12 protein-coding genes and 3 pseudogenes are annotated in these 14,757 nt (G+C 41.9%); 13 read left to right on the forward strand and 2 right to left on the reverse strand.

Annotated features, from left to right (window positions below; all coding sequences use genetic code 11):
• The 7 genes and pseudogenes from deoA to GMD4S_RS05225 all read left to right on the forward strand — a co-directional run.
• Positions 1-321: pseudogene (gene deoA / locus GMD4S_RS05195) on the forward strand (pyrimidine-nucleoside phosphorylase); the annotation flags it as partial.
• Between the two features lie 19 nt (positions 322-340).
• Complete coding sequence (gene deoC / locus GMD4S_RS05200; RefSeq protein WP_000773690.1) at positions 341-1,003, forward strand: deoxyribose-phosphate aldolase; 663 nt, start codon at positions 341-343, stop codon at positions 1,001-1,003.
• Complete coding sequence (locus GMD4S_RS05205; RefSeq protein WP_000246104.1) at positions 990-1,379, forward strand: cytidine deaminase; 390 nt, start codon at positions 990-992, stop codon at positions 1,377-1,379. Before deoC ends, GMD4S_RS05205 begins: the two co-directional genes overlap by 14 nt.
• A gap of 90 nt (positions 1,380-1,469) precedes the next feature.
• Positions 1,470-2,525 carry a BMP family lipoprotein gene (locus tag GMD4S_RS05210; protein ID WP_001036152.1) on the forward strand — a complete coding sequence of 352 codons (1,056 nt, stop codon included), beginning with the start codon at positions 1,470-1,472 and terminating at the stop codon, positions 2,523-2,525.
• 136 nt (positions 2,526-2,661) lie between these two features.
• The gene (locus GMD4S_RS05215; protein ID WP_000929832.1) at positions 2,662-4,197 is read left to right on the forward strand and encodes an ABC transporter ATP-binding protein; all 1,536 of its coding nucleotides are present in this window, start codon (positions 2,662-2,664) and stop codon (positions 4,195-4,197) included.
• Positions 4,190-5,248, forward strand: a complete 1,059-nt coding sequence (locus GMD4S_RS05220) for an ABC transporter permease (protein ID WP_000038684.1) — start codon at positions 4,190-4,192, stop codon at positions 5,246-5,248. Before GMD4S_RS05215 ends, GMD4S_RS05220 begins: the two co-directional genes overlap by 8 nt.
• 2 nt (positions 5,249-5,250) lie before the next feature.
• On the forward strand, positions 5,251-6,207 hold the full coding sequence (locus GMD4S_RS05225; protein WP_000029114.1) for an ABC transporter permease: 957 nt from the start codon (positions 5,251-5,253) through the stop codon (positions 6,205-6,207).
• Positions 6,208-6,241: 34 nt separating this feature from the next.
• On the opposite strand, the gene plsY is transcribed toward GMD4S_RS05225, so the two are convergent.
• Positions 6,242-6,883: a glycerol-3-phosphate 1-O-acyltransferase PlsY gene (gene plsY, locus GMD4S_RS05230; RefSeq protein WP_008289233.1), complete on the reverse strand. Its 642-nt coding sequence runs from the start codon at positions 6,881-6,883 to the stop codon at positions 6,242-6,244.
• Positions 6,884-7,018: 135 nt separating this feature from the next.
• On the opposite strand from plsY, the gene parE reads away from it, so the two are divergent.
• The 6 genes and pseudogenes from parE to GMD4S_RS05260 form a co-directional block, all read left to right on the forward strand.
• Positions 7,019-8,962 carry a DNA topoisomerase IV subunit B gene (gene parE, locus GMD4S_RS05235; protein WP_000037269.1) on the forward strand — a complete coding sequence of 648 codons (1,944 nt, stop codon included), beginning with the start codon at positions 7,019-7,021 and terminating at the stop codon, positions 8,960-8,962.
• Between the two features lie 12 nt (positions 8,963-8,974).
• Positions 8,975-9,451, forward strand: coding sequence for a hypothetical protein (locus GMD4S_RS12870; RefSeq protein ID WP_000378451.1), 477 nt, complete (start codon positions 8,975-8,977; stop codon positions 9,449-9,451).
• Between the two features lie 401 nt (positions 9,452-9,852).
• Complete coding sequence (locus GMD4S_RS05245) at positions 9,853-10,365, forward strand: hypothetical protein (protein WP_000982617.1); 513 nt, start codon at positions 9,853-9,855, stop codon at positions 10,363-10,365.
• A complete protein-coding gene (locus GMD4S_RS05250; protein WP_000794837.1) occupies positions 10,355-11,209 on the forward strand; it encodes an aminoglycoside 6-adenylyltransferase in 855 nt (284 codons plus the stop codon). The genes GMD4S_RS05245 and GMD4S_RS05250 overlap by 11 nt, the downstream gene beginning before the upstream one ends.
• A gap of 232 nt (positions 11,210-11,441) precedes the next feature.
• Positions 11,442-13,922, forward strand: coding sequence for a DNA topoisomerase IV subunit A (gene parC, locus GMD4S_RS05255; RefSeq protein WP_008289234.1), 2,481 nt, complete (start codon positions 11,442-11,444; stop codon positions 13,920-13,922).
• Between the two features lie 130 nt (positions 13,923-14,052).
• Positions 14,053-14,550, forward strand: a pseudogene (locus GMD4S_RS05260) (aminotransferase class IV); the annotation flags it as partial.
• Here GMD4S_RS05260 and GMD4S_RS05265 read toward each other — a convergent pair.
• Positions 14,548-14,757: pseudogene (locus GMD4S_RS05265) on the reverse strand (DNA-processing protein DprA); the annotation flags it as partial. The pseudogenes GMD4S_RS05260 and GMD4S_RS05265 overlap by 3 nt on opposite strands.

Consider the following 14,757-nt stretch of genomic DNA (forward strand, 5'->3'; position numbering starts at 1 on the left):
TATCGCCCCGTCAAAGTTGCCCATGTGGTGGAAATTCCAGCTCAAGATACGGGTGTTATTTCAGCTCTTCCTGCAATGGAATTTGGCCTCTATGCCATGAGACTAGGAGCTGGTCGTGCAATCAAGTCTGATGACTTGGACTATGAAACAGGGATTGTTTTTGAGAAGAAGGTTGGAGACTCCGTTCAAAAAGGGGAAATTGTTGCAAAAGTTTATACAAATGGAAAAATTTCTTCTGAACTAGTTACAGAATTTCAAAAATATGTTAAAATAAATGATGGAGTGCAAAGTTTACGAGAAATTATAGAAATTATCTCATAAAACCAGGGAGAATCCGAATATGAAGTTAAATAAATATATTGATCATACGCTTTTAAAGCAAGATGCAAGCCAAGAACAAATTGATTGTTTGCTATCTGAAGCGCGTGAGTATGACTTTGCCAGCGTTTGTGTTAATCCCACATGGGTGAAACATGCGAAAACAGGGCTTGAAGGCTCAGATGTAAAAGTTTGTACAGTAGTAGGTTTTCCTTTGGGAGCAACAACTTCAGCTGTGAAAGCTTTTGAAACAAAAGAAGCTGTCCAAAATGGTGCAGATGAGATTGATATGGTTATCAATGTCGGTGCTCTCAAATCAGGCAATCTGGATTTAGTTGAATCGGACATCCGTGCTGTCGTAGAAGCAAGTGGTGACAAGTTGGTGAAGGTCATTATTGAAGCTTGCTTGTTGACAGACGATGAAAAGGTTGTGGCTTGCCAATTATCCCAGAAAGCAGGCGCTGACTTTGTCAAAACATCAACTGGATTTTCAACTGGTGGTGCCACTATTGAGGATGTTCAGTTGATGCGTAAAACAGTCGGACCAGATATGGGAGTTAAGGCAGCTGGTGGAGCTCGTTCATATGCGGATGCTGTCGCTTTTGTGGAAGCAGGTGCTACTCGTATTGGAACATCCGCTGGTGTAGCAATCTTAAAAGGAGAATTGGCTGATGGCGACTACTGAGTTAATTGAACTAGCAATTGAAACCAGCAAGAATGCCTACGTGCCCTATTCTCACTTTCCTATCGGAGCTGTTTTAGTAGCCAAGGATGGTAGTATTTATACAGGTGTGAACATCGAGAATGCTAGTTATCCCTTGACTAACTGTGGGGAACGTACAGCTATCTTCAAGGCAGTCTCTGAGGGGAAACGGGAATTTTCAGAATTGATTGTCTACGGACAAACTGAAAAACCCATCTCGCCATGTGGTGCTTGCCGCCAGGTCATGGTTGAATTTTTTGAACAAGATCTAAAAGTGACTTTAGTCGCTAAAGATAAATCGACGGTCGAGATGACGGTCGGGGAGTTACTTCCATACTCATTTACAGACTTAAATTAGTCTGGGCCGCTCTTGTAGTGGCTGTGGTCCTTGTGGCCAACCAATCCATACTTGCAACATCGTTGCACATCTTATTTAGGAGGTTCAGTAATGAACAAGAAACAATGGCTAGGCCTTGGTCTAGTTGCAGTAGCAGCAGTTGGACTTGCTGCATGTGGTAACCGCTCTTCTCGTAACGCAGCTTCATCTTCATCAGAAATGAAGACCAAAGCAGCAATCGTAACAGATACTGGTGGTGTTGATGATAAATCATTTAACCAATCAGCTTGGGAAGGTTTGCAAGACTGGGGTAAAGAACACAATCTTTCTAAAGATAAAGGTTACACTTACTTCCAATCAACAAGCGAAGCAGACTATGCTAACAACTTGCAACAAGCGGCTGGAAGTTACAACCTGATCTTCGGTGTTGGTTTTGCCCTTCACAATGCAGTTGAGGAAGCAGCAAAAGACCACTCTGACCTAAACTATGTCTTGATTGATGATGTGATTGAAGGTCAAAATAATGTTGCGAGCGTAAGATTTGCGGATAACGAAGCAGCTTACCTTGCTGGTGTTGCAGCAGCGAAAACTACGAAAACAAAACAAGTTGGTTTTGTAGGTGGTATCGAATCTGAAGTTATTTCACGTTTTGCAGCTGGATTCAAAGCTGGTGTTGAGTCAGTAGACCCATCTATCAAAGTCCAAGTTGACTACGCTGGTTCATTTGGTGATGCTGCCAAAGGTAAAACAATTGCAGCAGCTCAATACGCTGCCGGTGCAGACGTTGTCTACCAAGCAGCTGGTGGTACAGGTGCTGGTGTCTTTGCTGAAGCAAAATCATTGAACGAAAACAAAAATGAAAACGAAAAAGTTTGGGTTATCGGTGTAGACCGTGACCAAGCAGCAGAAGGTAAATACACTTCTAAAGATGGTAAAGAATCTAACTTTGTTCTTGTATCTACATTGAAACAAGTTGGTACAACTGTAAAAGATATTGCCAACAAAACAGAAAAAGGTGAATTCCCTGGTGGACAAGTGATTGTTTACTCATTGAAAGATAAAGGGGTTGAGCTAGCAGTAACAAACCTTTCAGAAGAAGGTAAAAAAGCTGTTGAAGATGCAAAAGCTAAAATCCTTGACGGAAGCGTAAAAGTTCCTGAAAAATAATGGATAAAAGTCATTTCTTAGGAAGCGGCCATTGGTCGCTTCTTTAAGAATTGAGGCAATTTTTGTCTCAATAGAGCTTGTTAATGTGATTAGCAGGTTTTATTGAAATAAAATAAACCTCTGAAAGGAAGAGCATATGGCACACGAAAATGTCATTGAGATGCGGGATATTACCAAGGTGTTTGGTGAATTTGTAGCAAACGACAAAATCAACTTGCAACTGCGAAAAGGTGAAATCCATGCACTTTTAGGAGAAAATGGAGCGGGTAAATCCACTCTGATGAATATGCTGGCAGGACTTCTTGAACCAACGAGTGGTGAAATTGTGGTGAATGGTCAGGTTGTAAAACTAGACTCACCATCTAAAGCCGCTGGTCTTGGAATTGGGATGGTTCACCAACATTTCATGTTGGTTGAAGCTTTTACAGTAGCTGAGAATATCATTTTAGGGAGTGAAATCACTAAAAATGGTGTTCTAGATATAGCTGGTGCTACTAAAGAAATCAAGGCTCTTTCTGAACGTTATGGTTTGGCAGTGGATCCAGCTGCTAAGGTGGCGGATATTTCCGTTGGTGCCCAACAACGTGTAGAGATCTTGAAAACACTCTATCGTGGTGCTGATATCCTTATCTTTGACGAACCTACAGCCGTATTGACTCCTTCAGAGATTGATGAGTTGATGGCAATCATGAAAAACCTTGTCAAAGAAGGGAAGTCTATCATTTTGATTACCCATAAACTGGATGAGATTCGTGCGGTATCCAATCGAGTCACGGTTATCCGTCGTGGGAAATCAATCCAGACAGTTGAAATCGCAGGGGCAACAAATGCGGACTTGGCAGAAATGATGGTTGGACGCTCAGTCTCCTTTAAAACGGAAAAACAGGCACCACAACCCAAAGAAGTGGTCTTGTCTATCAAAGACTTGGTTGTCAATGAAAACCGCGGTGTACCAGCTGTGAAGAATCTTTCTTTGGATGTTCGTGCTGGTGAGATTGTCGGTATTGCAGGTATTGATGGCAATGGTCAATCTGAACTCATTCAAGCCATTACAGGTCTTCGTAAGATTGAGTCAGGTAGCGTTGAATTAAAAGGCAAATCAATTGTGGGAATGCATCCTCGACAAATTACAGAACTAAGCGTGGGGCACGTTCCTGAGGATCGTCACCGGGATGGCTTGATTTTGGAGATGATGATTTCAGAAAATATTGCTCTTCAAACCTACTACAAAGAACCACTCAGCAAGAATGGTATCTTGAACTATGCCAATATCACTTCACATGCCAAGAAATTGATGGAAGAATTTGACGTCCGTGCGGCAAGCGAATTTGTTCCAGCAGCAGCTCTTTCAGGAGGAAATCAACAAAAAGCGATTATCGCTCGTGAGATTGATCGTGATCCTGATCTCCTTATCGTCAGCCAACCAACTCGTGGTTTGGATGTCGGTGCCATTGAATATATCCACAAACGTTTGATTGAAGAGCGTGATAACGGTAAGGCTGTCCTTGTTGTCAGCTTTGAATTGGATGAGATTTTAAATGTCTCAGACCGAATTGCTGTTATTCACGATGGTAAGATTCAAGGTATTGTATCGCCAGAAACGACTAACAAACAAGAACTTGGTGTCTTGATGGCAGGTGGAAACTTGGGAAAGGAGAAGAGTGATGTCTAAAAAGTTACAACAAATTTCGGTTCCCTTGATTTCCGTATTCTTAGGAATCTTGCTCGGAGCCATTGTCATGTGGATCTTCGGATATGATGCTATCTGGGGCTATGAGGAGTTGTTCTATACAGCTTTTGGTAGCCTCCGTGGGATTGGAGAAATTTTCCGTGCCATGGGTCCTCTTGTCTTGATAGGTCTAGGTTTCGCAGTTGCCAGTCGAGCAGGTTTCTTTAACGTTGGACTTCCTGGTCAAGCACTTGCAGGCTGGATTCTCAGTGGTTGGTTTGCCTTGTCAAATCCAGACATGCCTCGTCTCGTTTTGATTCCATTGACAGTGATCATTGCTTTGATCGCAGGTGGAATTGTTGGAGCAATTCCAGGTATCCTCAGAGCCTATCTCGGTACGTCAGAGGTCATTGTGACCATCATGATGAACTACATTGTATTGTATGTGGGAAATGCCTTTATTCATGCCTTTCCTAAAGATATTATGCAAAGTACAGACTCAACGATTCGTGTTAGTGCCAACGCTACATACCAGACCCCATGGTTATCAGAGTTGACTGGAAATTCTCGTATGAATATCGGAATCTTCTTTGCAATCATTGCTGTTGGCGTGATTTGGTTCTTGCTCAAGAAAACGACTCTCGGTTTTGAAATTCGCGCAGTTGGTCTCAATCCCCACGCTTCAGAGTACGCTGGTATTTCAGCAAAACGTACAATCATTCTATCAATGATTATCTCTGGTGCTTTGGCTGGTCTTGGTGGAGCTGTCGAAGGTCTTGGAACCTTCCAAAACGTTTACGTTCAGGGATCATCATTAGCTATCGGATTTAACGGGATGGCAGTTAGTTTGCTTGCTGGAAATTCACCAATTGGAATTCTCTTTGCAGCCTTCTTATTTGGAGTTTTGCAAGTAGGAGCACCGGGGATGAACGCAGCACAAGTTCCGTCTGAGCTTGTTAGCATTGTAACAGCGTCTATTATCTTCTTTGTCAGCGTTCACTATATTATCGAACGCTTTGTCAAACCTAAAAAACAAGTTAAAGGAGGTAAGTAAGGATGTCTATTACAACATTACTCACCCTCTTGGTCTCTTCTATGCTGATTTACTCAGCACCACTTATTTTTACGAGTATCGGAGGCGTTTTCTCTGAACGTGCTGGTGTTGTCAATGTCGGTCTTGAAGGAATTATGGTTATGGGGGCCTTTTCTGGGGTTGTCTTTAACCTTGAGTTTGCAGAACAACTTGGAGCAGCTACTCCTTGGATTTCCTTGTTAGTTGCTGGTATCGTGGGAGCTATTTTCTCCCTCATCCATGCAGTCGCTACAGTTCATTTCCGTGCGGACCATGTTGTCAGTGGTACAGTATTGAACTTGATGGCGCCTGCCCTAGCGGTTTTCTTGGTTAAAGTTCTTTATAACAAAGGACAAACGGATAACTTAAGCCAAACTTTTGGACGTTTTGATTTCCCAGTTTTGGCTGATATCCCAGTGATTGGAGATATCTTCTTCAAGTCAACCAGTCTACTAGGTTATATCGCGATTGCCTTCTCTTTCCTTGCTTGGTTTATCCTCTTCAAGACCCGCTTTGGTCTTCGTCTTCGCTCTGTCGGTGAACACCCTCAAGCAGCGGATACCTTGGGGATCAATGTCTACAAAATGAGATATCTTGGGGTTGTTATTTCAGGTTTCCTTGGTGGAATTGGGGGAGCGATTTATGCTCAATCCATTTCAGTTAACTTCTCAGTGACAACTATTGTCGGTCCTGGATTTATCGCTCTTGCGGCAATGATCTTTGGTAAATGGAACCCAATCGGTGCTATGCTTTCTAGTCTCTTCTTCGGACTTTCACAAAGTTTGGCAGTTATCGGTTCTCAATTACCTTTCCTACAAGGAGTGCCAGCGGTTTACCTTCAAATCGCCCCTTATGTCTTGACCATCCTTGTCTTGGCAGCCTTCTTTGGAAAAGCAGTTGCACCTAAGGCAGACGGTATCAACTACATCAAGTCAAAATAAGCATACAAAAAAACGTCAGTTTCAAACTGGCGTTTTATTTTTTTGGATTTTGATGGGTTAGGTTCAATCCCCAAGGGACAAGATTTTCAGTTTTATTTTTGATACGTGTGATATTATCCTTGTGACGAATGATAATCAAGCTAGCAAGTGCTAGGATAATCAAAATGAAGAGAGGGTCATAGCTGTTTAGGATAAAACCAAATAGTGGAAATAGGAGAACTCCGATAACGGCTGCGATAGAAGCAGTAACGCTAGACAGTGAAATCATACTACCTAGATAGAGGCTTCCAAAGAATACGATTGCTAGATAGAGACAGAAGGCAGGCGCAAATCCGAAAACAACTCCAGCGCTAGTTGCGACAGCCTTGCCCCCCTTAAATCCTGCAAAGATAGGGAAAGTATGTCCAATCACAGCCAAAAGTCCAAATACAAGAGGTGATGCACCTTGTAGGTGGAAAAGAATAGGAAGGAGAGTGGCCAAGGTTCCTTTAAAGAAGTCAATCACAAAGGTTGCCATACCCGCTTTCTTACCTAAAATTCGGAAAGTATTGGTTGTTCCGGTGTTTCCAGAGCCGTGTTCACGCAGATTTGTTTGAAAGAAGATTTGTCCAATCCAAAGACCAGACGGAATCGAACCTAGCAAATAAGCTAAAATTAATAATACAAATGTCATCATAGAACTATTATACCATGAAACGGTATAGAAAGTCAGAGAATATCCTGTGAAATTGTGACAGCTGAAAGGGAAAAGCTTTGCAAAATCGCTAGAAAACCTGTAAAATAGAAAAGATGAACAAATAGGAGGTTCCTTGTGTCAAAAAAGGAAATCAATATTAATAACTACAATGATGACGCCATTCAGGTGCTAGAAGGGTTGGATGCGGTCCGTAAACGTCCGGGGATGTATATTGGCTCGACTGACGGTGCTGGTCTCCATCACCTAGTCTGGGAAATTGTGGACAATGCAGTCGATGAAGCCTTGTCTGGATTTGGTGACCGCATTGATGTGACTATCAATAAAGACGGCAGTCTAACCGTTCAAGACCATGGTCGAGGGATGCCGACAGGGATGCACGCCATGGGAATTCCAACTGTTGAAGTTATCTTTACCATTCTCCATGCTGGGGGAAAATTCGGACAAGGTGGTTACAAGACTTCTGGTGGTCTTCACGGAGTTGGTTCTTCTGTAGTCAACGCCCTCTCTAGTTGGCTGGAAGTGGAAATTACGCGTGATGGTGCAGTCTACAAGCAACGTTTTGAAAATGGTGGGAAGCCCGTAACAACTCTTGAAAAGGTTGGAACAGCACCTAAGTCTAAGACAGGTACTAAAGTTACCTTTATGCCGGATGCTAGTATCTTTTCTACGACAGATTTCAAGTACAATACCATTTCAGAGCGTCTTAATGAGTCAGCCTTTCTCTTAAAAAATGTAACCTTGTCATTAACAGACAAACGAACAGATGAATCTATCGAATTCCATTATGAGAACGGGGTACAAGACTTTGTTTCTTACCTCAATGAAGACAAGGAAACCTTGACGCCAGTCCTATACTTTGAAGGCGAAGACAATAGTTTCCAAGTGGAAGTTGCCCTCCAGTACAATGATGGTTTTTCAGATAATATTCTATCCTTTGTCAATAACGTTCGCACGAAAGATGGTGGAACGCATGAGACAGGACTTAAGTCTGCCATTACCAAGGTTATGAATGACTACGCTCGTAAAACGGGACTTCTCAAGGAAAAAGATAAAAACCTTGAGGGTTCAGATTATCGTGAGGGACTTGCAGCCGTTCTTTCTATCCTAGTTCCTGAAGAACACCTCCAGTTTGAAGGTCAGACCAAGGATAAACTAGGGAGTCCTCTGGCTCGTCCTGTTGTAGATGGAATTGTGGCTGATAAGTTGACCTTCTTCCTCATGGAAAATGGAGAACTAGCTTCTAATCTCATTCGCAAGGCTATCAAGGCCCGTGATGCTCGTGAAGCAGCACGTAAGGCGCGTGATGAGAGCCGAAATGGCAAGAAGAATAAGAAAGACAAGGGCTTGCTTTCTGGTAAATTAACGCCAGCCCAGTCTAAAAATCCAGCTAAGAATGAACTCTATCTAGTCGAGGGTGACTCTGCCGGTGGTTCTGCCAAACAAGGTCGTGACCGCAAGTTCCAGGCTATCTTACCTCTTCGTGGTAAGGTGATTAATACAGCCAAGGCTAAGATGGCGGATATCCTCAAAAATGAAGAAATTAATACCATGATTTATACCATTGGTGCGGGTGTGGGTGCAGACTTCTCCATTGAAGATGCCAACTATGACAAGATCATTATCATGACCGATGCGGACACCGATGGTGCCCATATCCAGACCTTGCTCTTGACATTTTTCTATCGTTACATGCGTCCGCTAGTTGAGGCAGGCCATGTCTATATTGCCCTTCCGCCTCTTTACAAGATGTCCAAAGGCAAAGGCAAGAAAGAAGAAGTAGCTTATGCTTGGACAGACGGAGAACTAGAAGAACTCCGCAAACAGTTTGGTAAAGGCGCAACCCTCCAACGCTACAAGGGACTTGGTGAAATGAACGCAGATCAGCTCTGGGAAACAACCATGAATCCAGAAACCCGCACTCTTATCCGTGTCACCATCGAAGACCTAGCACGCGCTGAACGTCGCGTCAATGTCCTCATGGGAGACAAGGTTGAACCACGCCGTAAATGGATTGAAGATAATGTTAAGTTTACGCTGGAGGAAGCGACAGTGTTTTAAGGAGTATGAATAATGGATAGTTCCGGACATTCGATTTTTGGAAGTTATTTGGGTTTGATTTTCTTAGTTTCTTTACCCTCGGCTATTCTTGCATTCTACATCAATAGTCGAAAAAAAAGTTTCCAAGGATTATATGCACCGATTGTATTTACTTTATTTATGATCTTGATGCTTTTATTTAATATGGATTCCTCAGAATCCAGTGCTTTAGTAGCGACTGCTATTATGCTGTTTATTGGTTTTCCTTTGATAGCAGGAGCCTTAGTCTACACACTTATTCGATTGTGTTACGTCTATCCGGAGAAACGGTGGAAGGCTTTTTTGATTTTCCTATCCTATGTTTTAGGCCCCCTATCTGTAGGTATTCTGGGATGGTATGTGGTAAATTTAGTTCAGATCCATCTGTTGACATTCTTGGTAATGATTTTGATGATTCTAGTTTCCTATCTTCCTCCTCTCTATCTCCATTACACCAAACGAAATCAGTAAGACACAGAATACTTTTTGGTAGGGAATAGTGATTAATTGCTTAGATTATGTAAGAGATGGCAAATGGTTTACGATATATAATGAAAAACAATTTCAAACAGCTCTAAGTGATGAAGGAGAGAAATATGAGAACAGAACCCTAAATGCTTGGACTGATTTTAGGAACAGTTAAAACTTTAAAAGTTGACGCTGATAAGAACTCAAGTATCTCCTCTTCAATAATCTGACGGATGACCTCACTCAAGCCCGTTTTTTTCAGGGGGTGGATGCTTCATATTATTACGAAGGGTATAAACTTTACCATACAGGGGAGTTGTAAAGTTCAAGTAAAGGCGACGATCATCTTTTGCATGTAAACAATCGCTAAAACTATTGGAGGTGCTGGATTGATTACGTTATTAATGATGCCTTTTTTCCTTGTTCTCTTGGCCATTTTTGGAATTATATATGATTTAATGAACAATAAAGGTAGAAAAGAGTGTGCTCGTACAGTATCTTTGTTTATATTGAACATCCTCACTATTGGTATCTGTCTATTAGATCTACCAATGGAAAGTAAACCATACTCAGGAATAGGGTTTATCTTATTTTATGCACTTGCCTTCACACCTTTGATGATTGTTTTTTCACTATATACTCTCTATCGGATTGGAAAACATTATAGGTTTTTTAAGAGTAAGTTTGCTATAACACTTCGATTCAATGCTATTTTACTTTTCCTTCTTTCATTAGTAAATACTTTTGTATTATGGAGAAGCTTTCAAATATATCATAGAAACGATATGAATTTGTTATATTTTATTTTAATCGTTTTGGGGATTTGTTCAACTATCCAATTGATCGTAGGAGAGCTTGAGAAGAAAAGAATACGAGGCATCCAAAAACAAGAGGAGCAAGACGGCAATGAAAAATAATTCTATAAAAGATATGTGCAGACAACATAGAAGTGAAGCGCAAATGCTGAGATTAATTTTACAAACCGCAAAAAGTCTAAAAGTCGAGGCTGTCGCCATGTCCGGTTCACGAACTGATACAAAAGCACCAAAAGATGAGTTTCAAGATTATGATGTTGTTTATGTCGTGGACGACTTAGATAATCTAACGAGTAATCTTGCTTGGTTGGACCAGTTTGGAACACGTATCATTGAGCAGCATAATGTTCTAGGTAACCGTCGACTTTATCTCATGCTCTTTGAAGATGGAAATCGGATTGATTTGACCCTCTGTCCTACGGAATATATTCAAGAGTGGGTGGATAGTGAAGCTGATTATACAGTTTTGAAAGATGAGAAAGGCTTGTTTGTGCCCTATTCTCCAAATCCTCAACGTTACTGGACAAACCCAGCTAGTGCGATTGATTTTCAAAAAGCCTGCAATGAATTTTGGTGGGTGTCAGCTTACGTGGTCAAAGGAATCTGTCGCAAGCAAGTCATCTATGCTACTGACCATCTCTATGGGATTTGTCAGCAAGAACTCTTGAAGGTCGTGGCTTGGCAAGTTGCAGCTGATAAGGGGACGATTGATATTGGTAAGAACTATAAATATCTCTTTAACTATCTACCTGCTGAGAAAGAGAAACAATTCTCGAACCTACTTGATTTCTCAAGTTTAGAAAAACTCACTCAGTCTTTATTTGCTACCATGGAACTTTTCCATCAAGAGGCTCATTTCCTTGCTCAAAAAGAGGGATTTGACTATGATATGGAAGTAGCTGAGAAGATGATTGAGTATGCTGAGGAGAGACTTTCAAATCACTAACTAAATGAAGTATATAATTTAAAAGATTAAACTACAGAAAAGATAGTTTAGTTATATATAGTAACTGAACACGGGACTAATTTCTGTAAATTATCCCTTATTCTATAAAAACCACTCTACATTCTTTGAAAGGAGTTGAACACGCCCTAAATACTGTGTGAAAAAGATAAATTCTCTTGCGAGCATCGCTCGCTGTATTTTCACTTTGCATTTTACGGGCTTTGTATCTTATATGAGTAACATTCAAAACATGTCCCTTGAGGACATCATGGGAGAGCGCTTTGGTCGCTACTCCAAGTATATTATTCAAGACCGGGCTTTGCCAGACATTCGGGATGGTTTGAAGCCGGTTCAGCGTCGCATTCTTTATTCGATGAATAAGGATGGCAATACTTTTGACAAGAGCTACCGTAAGTCTGCCAAGTCTGTCGGGAATATCATGGGGAATTTCCACCCACACGGTGACAGTTCCATCTATGATGCCATGGTCCGTATGTCTCAGGACTGGAAAAATCGTGAGATTCTAGTTGAAATGCACGGTAACAACGGTTCTATGGACGGAGATCCGCCGGCGGCTATGCGTTATACAGAGGCACGTTTGTCTGAGATTGCAGGTTATCTCCTTCAGGACATCGAGAAAAAGACCGTTCCTTTTGCGTGGAACTTTGACGATACCGAGAAAGAACCAACTGTCTTACCAGCAGCCTTTCCCAACCTTTTGGTCAATGGTTCGACTGGGATTTCAGCTGGATATGCTACGGACATTCCACCACATAATTTGGCCGAAGTTATCGATGCGACAGTCTACATGATTGACCACCCAACTGCCAAGGTGGATAAGCTGATGGAATTCTTGCCTGGACCAGATTTCCCGACTGGAGGGATTATCCAAGGCCGTGACGAAATCAAAAAGGCCTATGAAACTGGGAAAGGGCGCGTGGCCGTTCGCTCTAAGACGGAGATTGAAAAGCTAAAAGGTGGTAAGGAACAAATCGTTATCACTGAGATTCCTTATGAAATCAATAAAGCCAATCTCGTCAAGAAAATCGATGATGTTCGTGTCAATAACAAGGTAGCTGGTATTGCTGAGGTTCGTGATGAGTCTGACCGTGACGGTCTTCGTATCGCTATTGAGCTCAAGAAAGATGCTAATACCGAGCTCGTACTCAACTATCTCTTCAAATACACTGACCTTCAAATCAACTACAACTTCAACATGGTGGCGATTGACAATTTCACACCTCGTCAGGTTGGGATTGTCCCAATTTTGTCTAGCTATATCGCCCACCGTCGTGAAGTGATTTTGGCTCGTTCACGCTTTGACAAGGAAAAGGCTGAGAAACGTCTCCATATCGTTGAAGGTTTGATTCGCGTGATTTCGATTTTGGACGAAGTCATTGCCCTTATCCGTGCTTCTGAGAACAAGGCTGACGCCAAGGAAAACCTCAAGGTCAGCTATGAGTTTACAGAAGAGCAGGCTGAGGCCATCGTTACCTTGCAACTTTACCGTTTGACCAATACAGACGTGGTTGTCTTGCAGGAAGAAGAAGCAGAATTGCGTGAAAAGATTGCCATGCTTGCGGCTATCATCGGTGATGAACGGACTATGTACAATCTCATGAAGAAAGAACTCCGTGAGGTCAAAAAGAAATTTGCGACTCCACGTTTGAGTACCTTAGAAGACACTGCGAAAGTTATCGAGATTGATACAGCTAGTTTGATTGCTGAGGAAGATACCTATGTTAGCGTGACCAAGGCTGGTTACATCAAGCGTACTAGCCCACGTTCCTTTGCAGCATCTACGCTGGAAGAAATTGGCAAGCGTGATGATGATCGTTTGATCTTTGTTCAATCTGCCAAGACAACCCAGCACCTCTTGATGTTTACAACTCTTGGAAATGTCATCTATCGACCAATCCATGAATTGGCAGATATTCGCTGGAAAGATATCGGAGAGCATCTGAGCCAGACCATTACAAACTTCGAAACGAACGAAGAAATCCTTTATGTTGAAGTGGTAGATCAGTTTGATGATGCGACAACCTACTTTGCAGCTACTCGTCTCGGCCAAATCAAACGCGTAGAACGCAAAGAATTCTCTCCATGGCGGACCTACAAGTCGAAGTCTGTTAAATATGCTAAGCTTAAAGACGAGACAGACCAGATAGTAGCAGTAGCTCCAATCAAACTAGATGATGTTCTCTTGATTAGTCAAAACGGTTATGCCCTTCGTTTCAATATCGAAGAGGTTCCCGTTGTCGGTGCCAAGGCTGCAGGTGTCAAGGCTATGAACCTGAAAGCAGATGATGCACTTCAGGCTGCCTTTATCTGTAACACCTCATCCTTCTACCTCTTGACCCAACGTGGAAGCTTGAAACGAGTTTCCATTGAGGAAATTCCAGCGACCAGCCGTGCCAAACGAGGCCTACAAGTCTTGCGTGAGTTGAAAAACAAACCGCACCGTGTCTTTTTAGCAGGAGCAGTTGCAGAGCAAGGTTTCGTTGGTGATCTTTTTAGTACAGAAGTAGAAGAAAACGACCAAACGCTCCTTGTCCAATCTAACAAGGGAACAATCTATGAGAGCCGATTGCAAGATTTGAACTTGTCTGAACGCACTAGCAATGGAAGCTTTATATCAGACACCATTTCAGATGAAGAAGTTTTCGATGCTTACCTCAAAGAAGTCTTTAAAGAAGATAAAGCAAATTCTTAAAAAGAATCAGTCCAGAGGGCTGATTTCTTTATGTTGAAAAAATTTTCAGAAAATTACAAATAATACTTGAAATTTTACTAGAAAAGTGTAGAATAGAACACATAGTTTGAATAGTATAAAGGAGAAACACATGACAGTTGCAATTGATTGGGAAAACCTTGGATTTGCTTATATGAAACTACCTTACCGTTATATCGCTCACTACAAAAATGGTCAATGGAATCAAGGAGAATTGACAGAGGATGCAACCTTGCATATTTCAGAGTCTTCTCCAAGTCTCCACTATGGACAGCAAGCATTTGAGGGATTGAAAGCCTATCGTACCAAGGACGGCAGTGTTCAACTGTTCCGTCCTGACGAAAATGCTAAGCGTTTGCAACGTACTTGTGACCGTCTTTTGATGCCACAAGTTCCGACAGAAATGTTTGTAGAAGCTTGTAAAGCAGTTGTGCGTGCAAATGAAGAATACGTCCCACCATATGGAACAGGTGGAACCCTTTATCTTCGTCCACTTTTGATTGGTGTTGGGGATATTATTGGGGTTAAACCAGCAGAAGAGTATATTTTCACCATCTTTGCTATGCCAGTTGGTAACTATTTTAAAGGTGGTTTAGTCCCAACCAACTTCTAAACCTTGGATAATTTTCTGGATCGACTTAGCACCTTGACTCGAACAAGAACGACTCCCTACAAGAGCAACCTTTGGAAATTTCAATAAATCCAGATTCCCTTTGTAAAACAAAAGAGCTGGAGCATCATAAATCTCACTCAGATCCCAAGGATAACAGTCATCAAGAATCGAGAAGGATGGAAATTTCTGAAACTCCTTCTCCAA

The organism is Streptococcus sp. GMD4S (genome assembly GCF_000296955.1).